The following is a 15,571-nucleotide window of genomic DNA, read 5'->3' as shown; positions in this document are numbered from 1 at the left end:
GAGGAGGGAGCCACCGATGATTCTGCTCCGTCGCCTGCTGGGTGACGTGCTGCGTCGGCAGCGCCAACGCCAGGGCCGTACTCTGCGCGAAGTCTCCTCGTCCGCCCGAGTCTCGCTCGGCTATCTCTCCGAGGTGGAGCGGGGGCAGAAGGAGGCTTCCTCCGAGCTGCTCTCCGCCATCTGCGACGCGCTGGACGTACGGATGTCCGAGCTCATGCGGGAAGTGAGCGACGAACTCGCCCTTGCCGAGCTGGCCCAGTCCGCTGCGGCCACCGATACCGTGCCCACGCCGGTTCGCCCGATGCTGGGTTCCGTGTCGGTGACCGGCGTGCCACCGGAACGGGTGACGATCAAGGCGCCCGCCGCCGAGGCGGTGGACGTGGTCGCCGCGTGACGGCTCTGTGCGCGTGAACTGACGTAAGACGTCGTGAGGCCCCGGCCGGGGCGTCTCCGGGAGACCGGGGAGGCAGCGGCCGGGGCCTTTCGCGTGCTCCGGGCCGCGCGGAAGGCGGCCGTCCCCGGAGGCGTGGGCGAGGGGCGCTCGCGTTTGCCGGGGCGCTGCGCTCCGGTGAGGGTGGAGAACGGACCGATGTCCGGTCGACCGGCGCAAGGGAGCGGGAGGAGCACCTCCGCGTGCTCCGGTGCGCCCTCCTGCGGGCGAGGGCGGCGTTCTAGCGTCGGGCTGGAGGTGGGCGCGTGGGTGCGACGGCGGGGCAGGTACTGCGCTGGGGCGCCGCCCTGGCGCTCGGAGCCTTGTGGTGGTGGGCGGTGCTGCGCCTGGTGCTGACGGACGGTGCGGGGGTGCTGGAGGCGGCGGTCGCGGCGGGCGGCTGGGGCCTGAGCGTGCTGCCGCTGCACTGCGTGGGGGCGCCGTCCGCGTCTCCCGGCCCGGACCGCGCCGACGGAGGTGAGCGGTTCGGCGGTGAGCGGTTCGGGGGTGAGCGGTTCGCCGCACCCCAGGATCTGGGCGGTTCGCCGTGGGCCGAGGCCGGCGGCTGGCCGTACGGGCACGGCGGGGGAGCGCTGTCCTCCGGGGGCGGGTGGCCGACGTCCGGCGAGGGCGGCGGTCCGGCGGCGGGGACGGGTGCGGGCCCAGGGCTTGAGCGGCCGGAGGACGGGTCGGGGCGCTGTCCGGCTGAGTGAGCGGCGGCGGCGGTGGTCCGGCCGCGTCCGGACCTCGGGCTGACGGCGCGTCAGCGGGGCGTGCGGTGGTAGCGGTCGCGCCACCGCTGCGGGGAACCGGGCGGCGGAGCGGGTCCGGCCTGGCAGGACGGGCACCAGTAGGTGGGACGTTCCTGGGAGCCGTCGCCCTGGTCGGCGACCCGGACCGAGGTGCCGCAGCGCAGACAGGGGCGGGGCGCACGGCCGTAGACGAACAGGTCCTGACCGCGCAGGCCCGTGGTCTGCCGGACCACGCGCTCGCGGTTGGCCTCCAGGAGCCGCCGGGCGAGGGTGGGCAGCTTCGCCGCGCGGTCGGCGGGCAGGGCGCCCACGGGCAGCCACGGTGTCACGCCGAGCAGGAAGCACAGCTCGCTCTTGTAGACATTGCCGATCCCGGCGAGGTTGCGCTGGTCGAGCAGGGCCTCGCCGAGCGGGCGGGCCGGGTCGGCGAGGAGATGCGACAGGGCCAGCTCGGCGTCCCAGTCGGGGCCGAGCAGATCCGGGCCGAGGTGGCCGACGACGCGTTCCTCCTCGGTGCTGCGCAGCAGCTCCAGCACGGGCAGGCGGTAGCCGACCGCAGACCGCTCGGCGGTGGCGAGGACGACGCGGATCTGGTGCCCGGGGCCGCCCTTCCAGCGCTCGCCGCTGCCGAACACCTTCCAGGCACCCTCCATCCGCAGATGCGAGTGCAGCGTCAGACCGCCCTCGAACCGGGTGAGCAGGTGCTTGCCCCGGGCGATGGTGTCCAGCACCCTACGGCCGGACAGATCGGCGGTGGCGTAGCGCGGCACCCGGAAGTCGCTGCGGACCAGCACCTGGCCCGCGAGCGCGTCGTGCAAGCGCTTCGCGGCCTGCCAGACCGTGTCACCCTCGGGCATGCGTCAAGGGTGACACGGTGCCGGGCGCGCGGCTCCGGTGGCCCGCGCCCGCATCAGGCGCGCAGCCGCAGTCCGCGCGGGGTCGCGATGAAGCCCGCCGTCTCCAGCAGGGTGCCGAAGGGGGAGGTCAGGGCGGGGGCGCCGTTGATCCGCTCCACCGTGACGGTGCCGAGGGAGCCCGCGCGCGCCGCCGCGGCCAGTCCCTCGGCCGCCGCCGTCAGACGCGGGTCGTCGAGGAGCGCGGTGTCCGAGATGTCCGAGGCGTCCGAGGTGTGCGGGTCGGCGGGCCACGCCAGCACGGTCTTGCCGCCGCGCTCCATGTACAGCGTCAGCTCGCCGTCCACGAGGACCACCAGGGAACCGGCCTTGCGTCCCGGCTTGTGCCCGGCGCCGGTCGGCGGCTCGGGCCAGGGCAGGGCGGCGCCGTAGGCGTTCGCGGGGTCGGCGGCGGCGAGCACGACGGCGCGGGAGCCGGGGGTGTCCTGCCGCCCGCCGCCCCGCCGTCCGCCGGACCCCGGACCGTACGGGAAGGAGGGGCCGCCGCCTCTCCGGTCGCCGCCGCGCGGGCCGCCGACGCCGGGTGCGGCGAGATCGGCCGGGGAAGCGTAGGCGTCGGAGGAGAAGGGGGTCGGGGCGGAAGCGGCGGGATCGGCGGGCGGCCAGTCGACGTCGGTCGCCCAGTCGGGAGCGGACGTCCAGTCGGAGGCGGACGTCCGGTCGGCGACGGTCGCCGGGGAGCCGTCGGCGGGCGCCCGGCCGCCGGGGGTTCGCCCGGCTGCGCCGGAGGGTGCCGGTGCGGCCGGGCCGAAAGCGTCCGGGACACCGTCCCCGGAACGGGCGCCGGGCAGTCCCTCGCCGCGCTCGCGGGCGTTCGCCACCGCGCGCAGCCGGTCCACGGCGCCGTCCATCGCGAACTGGGCGGCGCCCAGGCCCTCGACCACGTACCCGCGGCGCGCCTGCCCGCTGTCCTCGAAGGCGGACAAGATCCGGTACACCGCCGAGAAGCCGCCCTCGACGCCCTCCGCGGCGACCGCGCCCCGGGTGACCACGCCGTGCCGGTCGAGCAGGGTGCGGGCCAGCGCGTGGGCGCGCACGGTCGGATCCGGCTCGTGGGCGGGCAGCAGCGACCAGCGGCCGGCCACGGTCGGCGGCCCGGTGCGCGAGGCGGCGCGGGCCGCCGCGGTCAGGGAGCCGTAGCGCCCGCGCGGGACGGCCCGCTTGGCACGGTGGGCGGTGGAACCGGCCGTACGGCCCGAGCCGAGCAGGGCGCGCATCGGGGCCAGGGTGTCGTTGGTGAGCCGGCCGGACCAGACGAGGTCCCAGAGCGCGTCGGCCAGTTCGGGGTCGGTGGCCTCCGGGTGGGTGGTGGCGCGGACCCGGTCGGCGATCTGGCGGAAGAACAGGCCGTACCCGCCCGAGAGGGCGTCCAGGACGGAGGTGTGCAGCGCTGTCTGCTCCAGCGGGTGCGGCGGCGGCAGGAGCAGCGGCGCCGCGTCCGCCAGATAGAGCGAGACCCAGCCGTCCTTGCCGGGCAGCGCCCCGGCGCCCGCCCACACCAGCTCGCCCGCCGCGGTGAGCTCGTCGAGCATCGCCGGGGCGTAGTCGCCGACCCGGGACGGCAGGACGAGCTTCTCCAGGGCGGACGCCGGTACGGAGGCGCCCTGGAGCTGTTCGACCGCGCGGACCAGTCCGTCGGTGCCCCGCAGGCCGTGCCCCCTGCCGATGTGCTGCCACTGCGGCAGGAACTGGGCGAGGGCGGGCGGCGGGACCGGCTCCAGCTCGTGCCGCAGCGCGGCCAGCGAGCGGCGCCGCAGCCGCCGCAGCACCGTCGCGTCGCACCACTCCTGCCCGATGCCCGCCGGATGGAACTCGCCCTGGACCACCCGGCCCCCGGCGGCCAGCCGCTGCAACGCGCCCTCGGTGACCGCCGTCCCCAGACCGAAACGGGCCGCGGCGGTCGCCGAGGTGAACGGGCCGTGGGTGCGGGCGTAGCGCGCGAGGAGGTCGCCCAGCGGATCCTTGACCGGCTCGGTGAACGCCTCCGGGACGCCGACCGGCAGCGCCGTGCCCAGCGCGTCGCGCAGCCGCCCGGCGTCCTCGACCGCGGCCCACTGCGGGGTGCCCGCGATCCTGACCCGGATGGCGCGGCGCCGGGCGGCCAGCTCCTCGGCCCAGCCCGGCTCCGCGCCGCGCTCGGCCAGCTCCTCGTCGGTCAGCGGTCCGAGCAGCCGCAGCAGGTCCGCGACGCCCTCGATGTCCTTGATCCGGCGGTCCTCGGTCAGCCACTGCACCTCCCGCTCCAGCTCGGCCAGCACGTCGGCGTCCAGCAGCTCGCGCAGCTCCGCCTGGCCGAGCAGCTCGGCCAGCAGCCGGGAGTCAAGGGAGAGCGCGGCGGCGCGGCGCTCGGCCAGTGGCGAGTCGCCCTCGTACAGGAACTGGGCGACATAGCCGAAGAGCAGGGACCGGGCGAAGGGAGACGGCTCGGGGGTGGTCACCTCGACCAGCCGGACCTTGCGGGACTCGATGTCCCCCATCAGCTCGACCAGCCCCGGCACGTCGAAGACGTCCTGGAGGCACTCGCGGACGGCCTCCAGGACGATCGGGAACGAGCCGAACTCGCTCGCCACCTGGAGCAGCTGGGCGGCGCGCTGGCGCTGCTGCCACAGCGGGGTGCGCCGGCCCGGGTTGCGGCGGGGCAGCAGCAGCGCGCGGGCGGCGCACTCGCGGAAGCGGGCGGCGAACAGGGCCGAGCCGCCGACCTGGTCGGTGACGACCTGGTCGACCTCGCCCTTGTCGAAGGCGACGTCCGCCGCGCCCACCGGTGCCTGCTCCGCGTCGTACTCCGTACCGGCCTTCGACGGCTCCTGGTCGAGCAGGTCCAGGCCCATGAGGTCGGCGTCGGGCAGGCGCAGCACGATGCCGTCGTCCGCGTGCATGACCTGCGCGTCCATGCCGTACCGCTCGGCCAGGCGGGCACCGAGCGCCAGGGCCCACGGGGCGTGCACCTGGGCGCCGAAGGGGGAGTGCACGACGACCCGCCAGTCGCCCAGCTCGTCGCGGAAGCGCTCCACGACGATGGTCCGGTCGTCGGGGACATGCCCGCAGGCCTCGCGCTGCTCGGCCAGATACGACAGCACATTGTCCGCGGCCCACGCGTCGAGACCGGCGGCGAGCAGCCGCAGCCGCGCGTCCTCCTGCGGCAGCGAGCCGACCTCGCGCAGGAACGCGCCGACCGCGCGGCCCAGCTCCAGCGGGCGGCCCAGCTGGTCGCCCTTCCAGAAGGGCAGCCGGCCCGGCACGCCCGGCGCGGGCGAGACCAGGACCCGGTCGCGGGTGATGTCCTCGATGCGCCAGGAACTCGTGCCCAGGGTGAAGACGTCGCCCACCCGGGACTCGTAGACCATCTCCTCGTCCAGCTCGCCGACCCGGCCGCCGCCCTTCTTGGGGTCGGAACCGGCGAGGAAGACACCGAAGAGCCCGCGGTCGGGGATCGTGCCGCCGGAGGTGACGGCGAGGCGCTGCGCGCCGGGCCGACCGGTGACGGTGCCCGCGACCCGGTCCCACACCACGCGCGGGCGCAGCTCGGCGAACGCGTCCGAGGGATAGCGCCCGGCGAGCATGTCGAGCACGGCGGTGAACGCCGACTCGGGCAGCGAGGCGAACGGCGCCGCCCGGCGCACCACGGCCAGCAGGTCGTCGACCTGCCAGGTGTCCAGGGCCGTCATCGCGACGAGCTGCTGGGCGAGGACGTCCAGCGGGTTGGCGGGCACCCGCAGGGACTCGATGGCACCGGTGCGCATCCGCTCGGTCACCACCGCGGCCTGCACCAGGTCGCCGCGGTACTTCGGGAAGACCACGCCGGTGGAGACGGCGCCCACCTGGTGCCCCGCGCGGCCCACACGCTGGAGCCCGGAGGCGACGGACGGCGGCGACTCGACCTGCACGACGAGGTCGACGGCGCCCATGTCGATGCCCAGCTCCAGGCTGGAGGTGGCGACCACCGCCGGGAGGCGGCCCGCCTTCAGATCCTCCTCGACCAGGGCACGCTGCTCCTTGGAGACCGAGCCGTGGTGGGCGCGGGCGATCACCGGGGGCGCGCCCTGGGCCGCGCCCGAGCCGCCCATCAGCTCGGCCGGGGAGTGGTGCTCGTCCAGGGGCTCGCCGGTCGCCCGCTCGTAGGCGATCTCGTTGAGGCGGTTGCACAGGCGCTCGGCGAGGCGGCGGGAGTTGGCGAAGACGATGGTGGAGCGGTGCGCCTGCACCAGGTCGGTGATGCGCTCCTCCACATGCGGCCAGATCGAGGGGCGCTCCGCGCCGTCGTCGCCGTCGGCGGCCGGGGAGGCGCCCAGCTCGCCCAGGTCCTCCACCGGGACGACCACCGACAGGTCGAACTCCTTGCCGGACGCGGGCTGGACGGTCTCCACCTTGCCGCGCGGGGACAGATAGCGGGCGATCTCGTCGACCGGGCGGACGGTCGCGGACAGCCCGATCCGGCGGGCGGGCTTCGGCAGCAGCTCGTCCAGGCGCTCCAGGGTCAGTGCGAGATGGGTGCCGCGCTTGGTGCCCGCCACGGCGTGCACCTCGTCCAGGATCACCGTCTCGACGCCGGTCAGCGCGTCGCGGGCGGCCGAGGTGAGCATCAGGAACAGCGACTCGGGGGTGGTGATCAGGATGTCCGGCGGGCGGGTGGACAGGGCGCGGCGCTCGGCGGGCGGGGTGTCGCCCGAGCGGATGCCGACCTTCACCTCGGGCTCGGGCAGGCCCAGCCGGACGGACTCCTGCCGGATGCCGGTGAGCGGACTGCGCAGATTGCGCTCCACGTCGACGGCGAGCGCCTTGAGCGGGGAGACGTAGAGCACCCGGCAGCGCTTCTTCGGGTCGGCCGGCGGCGGTGTCGAGGCCAGCTGGTCCAGGGCGGCGAGAAAGGCGGCCAGCGTCTTGCCGGACCCGGTCGGGGCCACGACCAGCACGTCCGAGCCCGCGCCGATGGCCCGCCACGCGCCCGCCTGGGCCGCGGTGGGCGCGGAGAACGCCCCCGTGAACCAGCCGCGGGTCGCGGGGGAGAAGCCGTCGAGGGCCCGGTGTGCGTCGCTGACCATGCGTCCATCCTGCACCCGGCCACTGACAACGGGGTCCGGCCCGCCCGGTGCGCGGGGAGGACCGGGAGCGGCGGAGAATCGACGTATGGCGGCATCCGGCGAGGAGCGGGCACGGCACTGGCGGTACGACGAACTGCCCGGTGTCGATCTGCTGCGCGCCCGGTACGTCCGCAAGGAGTTCGTGCGTCACACGCACGAGCACTTCGTGATCGCCGCCATCGCGGAGGGACTCGAGGTCTTCCACCACCGCGGGGCCGACCAGTACGCCGGACCGGGCACCCTCGCGCTGGTCAGTCCGGACACCCCGCACACGGGCCGGGCCGGTGTCCCCGAGGGCTGGCGGTACGGCGCCGTGTACCCCTCGCCCGATCTGGTGGCCGAGATCGCCGCCGAGACCACCACCCTGCGGGGGACACCGGGCTTCGTCAGCCCGGTCCTCGACGACCCCGGCGCCGCCCGCCTGGTGCACCAGGTGCTGCGCGCGGCCGACGAGGGCAACGCGCTCGCCGCCGACACCCTGCTGCGGATCGCCGTGACCCGGCTGCTGCGGCGCAACGGCGGCGTGCTGCCGCAACGGGCGGCCCGCACGGCGGGACACGGCGTCGCGGCACGCGCGCGTGCCGTGCTGGAGGACCGGATCGCCGAGCCGCCCACCCTGGAACGCCTGGCGGCGGACCTCGGGACGAGCCCGTTCGCACTGCTGCGCGCCTTCCGCAGCGCCTACGGGATGCCGCCGCACACCTGGCTGACCGACGCCCGGGTGCGCCGGGCCAGACGGCTGCTGGACGAGGGCACCGCGCCCGCCGCCGCGGCCGCCGCCGTGGGCTTCACCGACCAGTCGCACCTCAGCAGGCACTTCTCCCGGATCGTGGGCGTGCCGCCGGGCGCGTACCAGCGGGAGCGCAAGAACGTACAAGACGCGCGGTCACCGCTGCTCCTACCGTCCGGGGTGTGGCAGAAGAGACAGCTCTCGCAGACACGCGCGCCGGACGCGCAGCAGCGGCGGGCGCGGGAGGGGACGGCGGCGGGAAACCGGACGCCGCCGTCGTCCGGGACGCCCTCGGGGTCGGGGTCGCCGTCGGCCTTTCCGGGTTCGCCTTCGGGGTGACCTCGGCGGGCAGCGGGCTCACCCTCTGGCAGACCTGCGCGCTCAGCCTCCTGGTGTTCACCGGCGCCTCCCAGTTCGCGCTGGTCGGGGCGCTGGCCGCCGGGGGCAACCCGCTCACGGCGGCGGCCGGTGCCTTCTTCCTGGGGGTGCGCAACGCGTTCTACGGGCTGCGGCTGTCCCAGGTGCTGGCCCTGCCGCGCAGGAGCCGGCCGTTCGCCGCCCAGTGGGTCATCGACGAGACCACCGCCGTGGCACTGGCGCAGCCCACCCGGCGCGCGGCGCGGATCGGCTTCACGGTCACCGGGGTCACTCTCTACGTGCTGTGGAACCTCACCACGCTGCTCGGCGCGCTCGGCGCCGAGGCCATCGGCGACACCGACGCCTGGGGCCTGGACGCGGCCGGGCCCGCCGTCTTCCTGGCGCTGCTCGCCCCCATGCTGCGGAGCACCACCGAGCGGACCGCCGCCGCGCTCGCGGTGCTCCTCGGGCTGGGGCTGCTGCCCGTCCTGCCGGCCGGGGTGCCCGTGCTCGCCGCCGCCTTCGCCGCGCCGGCCGTGCTGTACCTGGAGGGCCGCCGCCGGGGCGGCACCCGGGACGACGTACAGGACGACGTACGGGACGGTGCCCCGGACCCTGTGCGGGACGAGACCCAGGACGTACGCGCCGAGGCACAACAGGACACGGCGCGAGAAGACAAGACGCGAGAAGACAAGACGCGAGAAGAAGAGGCAGACCGGTGAACACCTGGACCGCGGTCGTAGCGACCGCACTCGGCTGCTACGCCGTCAAGCTGGCCGGGCTGCTCGTCCCGGCGGGCGCCCTGGAACGGCCGCTGGTGCGACGGCTCGCCGCGCTGCTCCCGGTGGCCCTGCTCGCCGCCCTCACCGCCCAGCAGACGTTCGCCGACGGGCGCGTGCTCGTCCTGGACGCCAGGGCGGCCGGTCTCGCGGCGGCCGCCGTGGCGCTGGTGCTGCGGGCGCCCTTCCTGCTCGTCGTCGCGGCGGCCGTGGCGGTGACAGCCGGGGTGCGGGCCCTGGGCGGCTGAGCGCACCTCCTTCGGGAGGACCGCCCGCGGCGGACGCTCAGCCGATGACGCGGCCGTACGCCCTCAGGGTGAGCAGCGCCTCGATCGTCACCATGGGCCGCGCCTCCAGCACGGCCGCCGGGGACCAGTCGCGCCGGGTGACCGGCCAGCCGCCGTCCTCCTGCTGCCCGTCCGCGAGGAAGTCCAGCGAGCGGGCCATCTCCTCGTCGGTGAACCACGCGCGCGCCAGCGAGCCGGGCGTGCGCGCGAAGTCGTGCGGGAAGTGCTGCGGGAAGTCGTGCGGGAAGCGGTGCTCGCCGGGCGCGTGGCCGGGGGCGACCGGCCGGTCCTCCCGGCGGTCCGGGTCCAGGACCGCCAGCCGCTGCTCGCGGACCAGGCGGCCCAGCCAGTCGGCGGCGGCACGCGCGCGCGTGCGGTCCGGCACATGGTCCAGGAAGGCGACGGCGGCCCGCACCTCGTGCGGGTGGGACGCCTCCAGCGACTCGATCCGCTGCCAGCAGAAGTCGCCCGCCCTGAACAGCCACGCGTGCCACACCTCGTTGCGGTGCAGCAGACCGACCACCGGCCCGGTGGCCAGGAGGTCGCCCGGGGGATCGTCCAGCACCGGCACGAAGGGCGCCGTGGGACAGCCGCGCTGGGCGGGACGGACCGCGGGCAGCGCGCCGTCCGGGGTGGAGACGGAGGTCAGATAGCGGCACACGCGCTCCACCCGGCGGCCGCCGCAGCGCCCGGCCCGGTCCAGGACACGGAGCGCGTACGCGGTGTGCAACGGCTGGCTGACCGGTCCCCGCAGATCCGGCTCCAGGGCGTGGCCGTACCCGCCGTCGTCGTTGCCGTAGGCGTCCAGCGCGCTCTCCACCGGGTCGGCGGCGCCGTTCAGGAAGAGGTGCGCGAAGAGCCGCTGCTCCAGCACGCGCGCGGTGAGCCACACGAAGCGTTCGGCACGGAAGAGCGGGGAGGCCGCCGAGGGCGGCGCGGGAGCGGGGGAAGATCGTGTCTCGGCCATGGATCAGACCGTAGGGCGCCCCGCGGTCCCGGCAGGCGCTCCCGGGCTGGTCTCACTCCCAGGGGCTGGATACTGGGGGCATGCGGTTGACGGTCTTCTGGGAGCGGATGGCGGAGCACTTCGGTGCCGGGTACGCCGAAACCTTCGCACGCGATCACGTGATGTCCGAGCTGGACGGGCGCACGGTGCAGGAGGCGCTGGCGGCCGGCTGGGACGCCAAGGACGTCTGGCGCGTGGTCTGCCAGGTGATGGACGTCCCGGGGGAACGCCGGTGACCGGGCACCGTGCGCACCGGGCTGTGCGGGACTGTCGGTGGCATCGGCGACACTTGCACCGTGGCACCCACTGACGAGTCCGGGCCGACGGCCCCGCACACCGCCCCGACCGGTACGACACCGCCCGCCCGGCCGCCCGCCGCGGGCGCTGCCGGGCCGGCCGCCCGCATGCCGCGCTGGCTGCCGCGCGCCATGGTGCTCGCCCTCGCGCTGGTCGCCGCCTTCCAGTTCGGCAGCTGGGCCTTCCACCAGGTGACCGGCCTGCTGATCAACGTCCTCATAGCGTTCTTCCTGGCGCTCGCCATCGAGCCCGCGGTCAGCCGTATGGCGGCGCGCGGCATGCGCCGGGGCTTCGCGACCTTCCTGGTCTTCCTGGGGCTGACGATCGCCACGGCGGGCTTCGTCACCCTGCTCGGGTCCATGCTCGCCGGGCAGATCATCAAGATGATCGAGAGCTTCCCGGAGTATCTGGACTCGGTCATCCACTGGATCAACACCACGTTCCACACCGAGCTGCGGCGTGTCGACATCCAGGAGGGGCTCCTGCACTCCGACTGGCTGCGCAAGTACGCGCAGAACAGCGCCGCCGGTGTGCTCGACGTCTCCGCCCAGGTGCTCGGCGGCCTGTTCCGGATCCTGACGGTCGCGCTGTTCTCGTTCTACTTCGCGGCCGACGGACCCCGGCTGCGCCGTGCCCTGTGCTCGGTGCTGCCGCCCGCCCGCCAGGCCGAGGTGCTGCGCGCGTGGGAGATCGCCGTCGACAAGACCGGCGGCTATCTGTACTCGCGCAGCCTGATGGCGCTCGTCTCGGGAATCGCCCACTACATCCTGCTCCAGGCCCTCGGCGTGCCGTACGCGCCCGTGCTCGGTGTGTGGGTGGGCCTGGTGTCGCAGTTCATCCCCACCATCGGCACCTATCTCGCGGGCGCCCTGCCCATGCTGATCGCGTTCACCGTCAACCCGTGGTACGCGCTGTGGGTGCTGGCGTTCGTCGTGGTCTACCAGCAGTTCGAGAACTACATGCTGCAACCCAAGCTGACCGCGAAGACCGTCGACATCCACCCCGCGGTCGCCTTCGGCTCGGTCATCGCGGGCACCGCGCTGCTCGGCGCCGTCGGCGCGCTGATCGCCATCCCGGCGGTCGCCACGCTCCAGGCGTTCCTCGGGGCGTACGTGAAGCGGTACGACGTCACCGACGACCCCCGTGTCCAGGGCCACCGCACCCGGGTCCCGGCGCCGGGGACGCTCGCGCGCATACGGCGGCTGGTGCGGCAGCCGCAGGCCGGGCCGGGGACGGCGCGGACGCCGGACACCGCCGCGGACGGGCCCGGGGCGGCGGCGGGCACCCGTGGTGCCGTGGTGGCGGAGGAGGGCTCAGCCGCCGAGTGATCCGGAGCCGCGCGGCGCCGGGTGCCCGTCCGCGCGCCGCTCACAGGCGTACGGCGGCCCAGACCCCGGCCCCGGCCACCGCGACGGCGTAGCAGACGACCGCCGCGGCCACGATTCGCCGGCGCGTCCGCTCCTCCCAGGAGGTGCGGGACAGCAGCAGGGCCAGCGCGGGCAGTACCAGTACCGCGTGCAGGCTGACCCCGTGCAGCGGCTTGAGCGGAGCCGTCGAGTGGTACGCCGCCTGCTGGTGCCCCGTGCGGGTGAGCACCACCCCGCGCGCGATCATCGCCGCGCCCGAGGCGAGCGCGACGAGCAGCACCGCGAACCCGGAGCGCAGCGCGAGCGGCATCCCGGCGGGCCCCGCCGGACGGTGCCGGAAGGACGCCACGGCGAACACGGTCAGCAGGACCACGAGCACCCCGCCGCCCACGGCGAGCGTCATCGACACCGCCGTGTCGAAGGGGGTCTCCATGTTCAGGTGCGAGGGCACCCGGCGCCACGCCTGGAGGGTGATGCCGCCCACCTCGACGACGCAGTCGGCGGCGAGGACGGCGAGCAGCGCGGCGCGCCGCCGGTCCGGCACGCGCAGGTACGACGTCACCCAGGTGAGCGCGATCAGCGTCAGCCCGAAGGACAGCCCGAAGGTGATGGGCTTGCGCCAGGACACGGGCCCGTCCCACGGGCCGCCGTCGACCGCGAGGACCAGCAGATGGACGAGGCCCGACACGACGAGGAGAAGCCCCGTGATGTGGCACAGCCGTTCGACGGGGCGCAGCGCGCGGGCGCGCGCCGCCAGGGACGGGGCGGACGGGCGCGCCGGGCGCGACGAGGGAGCGGAGACTGCCATGGCACCACCCTCGCGACCGGGCCCCGCTCCGGCGTCGTCCGAGTGAAGGCATCTTCCGTACGCCGCGCGGAGTAGGCGGAGCAGGCGGAGCGGGCTTCCCGCGAACGCACCTCGACCTGGGGTTTTCGGTCCTGCCCGAAGAGCGTGGCGGAGCCGGTGCGCCGCCCGGCACGCTGAGGAAGGGCCGACGTCCTCGGCCCGGCCGGTCACAGGACCGTGCGCAAGAACCTTCGGAGCACCTTCACCGGAGCACCTTCAAGGGGGAAGAACCATGGCACTGCGCGAACTGGCGGCGACCGTGCTCGCCACCGGAGCACTGCTGGGCGGATCGCTGGCGGGGGCGGCGGCGTCCTCCGCCGCCGAACAGCCCGCTCCCGCCCGAGCCCAGCTGAGCTGTCCGTACTACTCCGTCTGCGGCCAGGCCGCCAACGGCAGCTGGTTCCAGTACACCACCTGCAACTTCACCTTCCAGCTGCCCGACCTGGTCGGCTCCGGGCCGCTCGTCAACAACCAGACGCCCGGCACGGTGGCGAAGTTCTACGACAAGAACCACAAGCTCCTGTTCACCTCCAAGGCGTACGAGTCCCGCACGGTCAACTGGACCCCGGTCTGGTACGTCGTCGCCTGCTGAGGCGGCACGACGGCCACGGCTCGCGCCCACGGCCACCGCCGCACCGGGCCTTCCCTCCGCAACCGGCACCGCATCCGCGTCCGGGCCCGGAGGGGAGGCCCTTCGCCGTCGGCGTACCCGTCCAGCCTGCGCCCGCCCAGTGTCTCGATGCGCTGCTGCCCGGCGACCGGGTCGGGCGAGGAGACGTTGACGATGAGGGCGTCGATGCGCGCGGACTCTCCCGTCATGGCGCCGATCCGAAGCGGCACTCCGTCGCTGTCAGCCGGATACCGGCCGCGGGGTAGCGGGCGATGTCCGAGGGGTGGAGACCGAGGCTGATCTGCGGGAGACCGGTGACCCTGCCGGACGGCACCTCGGGCGCGGGACCGGGCGGCTTCGTCGAGAGCGGAGTGTGCCCGGGTCGCGGATCGGTGACGGTCCGTCCGGAGGGAGGTGTTCCGTGTGACCGTACGGGCATGCGTGAACCTGTCGGCAAGCGGTCCTCCAGCGTGAACAGCGCCTTCACTTCGGGTTGTCTCCTGCTGCTCGTCCTGGTGGCGGACGTGGCGGCCGGTCTGCTGAGCCTCGTCCTGCTCGTGGCGCGTGGGATGAGCCGAGCCACGGACTCCGCGCGGACAGCGGCCGGCCGACCACCCGCGGACTGGGCACCCGTGCTGTGCTTCGGCACGCTGAGCCTGGCCGTCTGTGTGACGGGTGCCATGCTGCTGCGGCTCGGACACCGGGGTCTCGGGACGGTTCAGCTGGTGTTCTGCCTCGTCCCGGCGGCCTGGGCGCTGAGCGCCTGGCCCTGACCCGGGTGCCGCGTGGTGCGCTTGACACGAAAATCGAACATCCATTCTTATGGAGGCTCCGGCAGGGCGCGACCGAGGGGTTTTCGCCCGGGTATGCGGTAGTTGGCCCCCTGGTTATCCACAGGCCGGACGTGCGTCGAGGCGCATTGTCAGTGGCAGGCGTTAGCGTCTTTGACGTGAAGCGATCGACTCAAGCAAATCGGGTGGAACCCATGGCAGGAACCGACCGCGAGAAGGCGCTCGACGCCGCGCTCGCACAGATTGAACGGCAATTCGGCAAGGGCGCGGTCATGCGCATGGGCGAGCGGTCGATGGAGCCCATCGAGGTCATCCCGACCGGGTCGACCGCGCTCGACGTGGCCCTCGGCGTCGGCGGCCTGCCGCGCGGCCGAGTCGTGGAGATCTACGGCCCGGAGTCCTCCGGCAAGACGACCCTGACCCTGCACGCCGTGGCCAACGCGCAGAAGGCCGGCGGTCAGGTCGCCTTCGTGGACGCGGAGCACGCCCTCGACCCCGAGTACGCGAAGAAGCTCGGCGTCGACATCGACAACCTCATCCTCTCCCAGCCGGACAACGGCGAGCAGGCGCTGGAGATCGTGGACATGCTGGTCCGCTCCGGCGCGCTCGACCTCATCGTCATCGACTCGGTCGCAGCCCTCGTGCCGCGCGCGGAGATCGAGGGCGAGATGGGCGACTCGCACGTGGGTCTCCAGGCCCGCCTGATGAGCCAGGCCCTGCGCAAGATCACCAGCGCGCTCAACCAGTCGAAGACCACCGCGATCTTCATCAACCAGCTGCGCGAGAAGATCGGCGTGATGTTCGGCTCCCCGGAGACCACGACCGGTGGCCGCGCGCTGAAGTTCTACGCCTCCGTGCGCATCGACATCCGCCGCATCGAGACCCTGAAGGACGGCACCGAGGCGGTCGGCAACCGCACCCGCTGCAAGGTCGTCAAGAACAAGGTCGCGCCGCCCTTCAAGCAGGCGGAGTTCGACATCCTCTACGGCCAGGGCATCAGCCGCGAGGGCGGCCTGATCGACATGGGCGTGGAGCACGGCTTCGTCCGCAAGGCCGGTGCCTGGTACACGTACGAGGGCGACCAGCTCGGGCAGGGCAAGGAGAACGCCCGCAACTTCCTGAAGGACAACCCCGACCTGGCCAACGAGATCGAGAAGAAGATCAAGGTGAAGCTGGGCGTCGGCGTGCGTCCGGAGGAGCCCGCCGCCGAGCCCGCCGCGGGCGCCGCCGCCCCCGCCGCCACGGGTGACGCGGCCAAGACGGTGCCGGCCCCGGCGACCGCCAAGGCCACCAAGCCCAAGGCCGCCGCAGCCAAGAGCTGAT

General features: G+C 74.4%; 13 protein-coding genes and 1 pseudogene. 10 read left to right on the top strand and 4 right to left on the bottom strand.

The features are described 5' to 3' along the window. Positions 1-16 precede the first annotated feature (16 nt). Together B086_RS0101915 and B086_RS38935 are read left to right on the top strand one after the other, a co-directional pair. Positions 17-394: a helix-turn-helix domain-containing protein gene (locus tag B086_RS0101915; RefSeq protein WP_018564735.1), complete on the top strand. Its 378-nt coding sequence runs from the start codon at positions 17-19 to the stop codon at positions 392-394. A 302-nt stretch (positions 395-696) separates the two neighbouring features. Further along, positions 697-1,143, top strand: a complete 447-nt coding sequence (locus tag B086_RS38935) for a hypothetical protein (protein WP_018564734.1) — start codon at positions 697-699, stop codon at positions 1,141-1,143. A 50-nt stretch (positions 1,144-1,193) separates the two neighbouring features. On the opposite strand, the gene B086_RS0101905 is transcribed toward B086_RS38935, so the two are convergent. Beyond that, the gene (locus tag B086_RS0101905; protein ID WP_018564733.1) at positions 1,194-2,039 is read right to left on the bottom strand and encodes an Fpg/Nei family DNA glycosylase; all 846 of its coding nucleotides are present in this window, start codon (positions 2,037-2,039) and stop codon (positions 1,194-1,196) included. Between the two features lie 53 nt (positions 2,040-2,092). Continuing rightward, the gene (locus tag B086_RS0101900; protein ID WP_018564732.1) at positions 2,093-7,138 is read right to left on the bottom strand and encodes an ATP-dependent helicase; all 5,046 of its coding nucleotides are present in this window, start codon (positions 7,136-7,138) and stop codon (positions 2,093-2,095) included. Here B086_RS0101900 and B086_RS0101895 point away from each other — a divergent pair. The 3 genes and pseudogenes from B086_RS0101895 to B086_RS0101885 form a co-directional block, all read left to right on the top strand. Then, positions 7,026-7,976, top strand: a pseudogene (locus tag B086_RS0101895) (AraC family ligand binding domain-containing protein); the annotation flags it as partial. The gene B086_RS0101900 and the pseudogene B086_RS0101895 sit on opposite strands and share 113 nt — an antisense overlap. A 113-nt stretch (positions 7,977-8,089) precedes the next feature. Next, a complete protein-coding gene (locus B086_RS0101890) occupies positions 8,090-8,986 on the top strand; it encodes an AzlC family ABC transporter permease (protein ID WP_078530938.1) in 897 nt (298 codons plus the stop codon). Further along, entirely contained in the window at positions 8,983-9,291 is a 309-nt protein-coding gene (locus B086_RS0101885) for an AzlD domain-containing protein (RefSeq protein ID WP_018564729.1), read from the top strand. The genes B086_RS0101890 and B086_RS0101885 overlap by 4 nt, the downstream gene beginning before the upstream one ends. Positions 9,292-9,328: 37 nt before the next feature. Here the strand turns inward: B086_RS0101885 and B086_RS0101880 are convergent, their stop codons facing one another. Beyond that, entirely contained in the window at positions 9,329-10,297 is a 969-nt protein-coding gene (locus tag B086_RS0101880; RefSeq protein ID WP_026252007.1) for a hypothetical protein, read from the bottom strand. 80 nt (positions 10,298-10,377) lie between these two features. Here B086_RS0101880 and B086_RS0101875 point away from each other — a divergent pair, with 80 nt between their 5' ends. Together B086_RS0101875 and B086_RS0101870 are read left to right on the top strand one after the other, a co-directional pair. Further along, positions 10,378-10,572, top strand: a complete 195-nt coding sequence (locus B086_RS0101875) for a DUF3046 domain-containing protein (protein WP_018564727.1) — start codon at positions 10,378-10,380, stop codon at positions 10,570-10,572. 60 nt (positions 10,573-10,632) lie between these two features. Next, positions 10,633-11,961, top strand: a complete 1,329-nt coding sequence (locus B086_RS0101870) for an AI-2E family transporter (protein ID WP_018564726.1) — start codon at positions 10,633-10,635, stop codon at positions 11,959-11,961. Between the two features lie 40 nt (positions 11,962-12,001). On the opposite strand, the gene B086_RS0101865 is transcribed toward B086_RS0101870, so the two are convergent. Further along, positions 12,002-12,808 carry a hypothetical protein gene (locus B086_RS0101865; RefSeq protein ID WP_018564725.1) on the bottom strand — a complete coding sequence of 269 codons (807 nt, stop codon included), beginning with the start codon at positions 12,806-12,808 and terminating at the stop codon, positions 12,002-12,004. 271 nt (positions 12,809-13,079) lie between these two features. Between B086_RS0101865 and B086_RS0101860 the strand changes: the two genes are divergently transcribed. From B086_RS0101860 to recA, 3 genes are all read left to right on the top strand, one after another. Then, the gene (locus B086_RS0101860; protein ID WP_018564724.1) at positions 13,080-13,439 is read left to right on the top strand and encodes a hypothetical protein; all 360 of its coding nucleotides are present in this window, start codon (positions 13,080-13,082) and stop codon (positions 13,437-13,439) included. A 455-nt stretch (positions 13,440-13,894) separates the two neighbouring features. Continuing rightward, the gene (locus tag B086_RS0101855) at positions 13,895-14,230 is read left to right on the top strand and encodes a hypothetical protein (RefSeq protein ID WP_018564723.1); all 336 of its coding nucleotides are present in this window, start codon (positions 13,895-13,897) and stop codon (positions 14,228-14,230) included. 212 nt (positions 14,231-14,442) lie between these two features. Continuing rightward, entirely contained in the window at positions 14,443-15,570 is a 1,128-nt protein-coding gene (gene recA / locus B086_RS0101850; protein ID WP_018564722.1) for a recombinase RecA, read from the top strand. Position 15,571: the final 1 nt, after the last annotated feature.

Source organism: Streptomyces sp. PsTaAH-124, assembly GCF_000373685.1.
Lineage (GTDB): Bacteria > Actinomycetota > Actinomycetes > Streptomycetales > Streptomycetaceae > Streptomyces > Streptomyces andamanensis.
The sequence above is the reverse complement of the archived record's forward strand: the minus strand, read 5'-3'. Positions and strand labels throughout refer to the sequence as shown.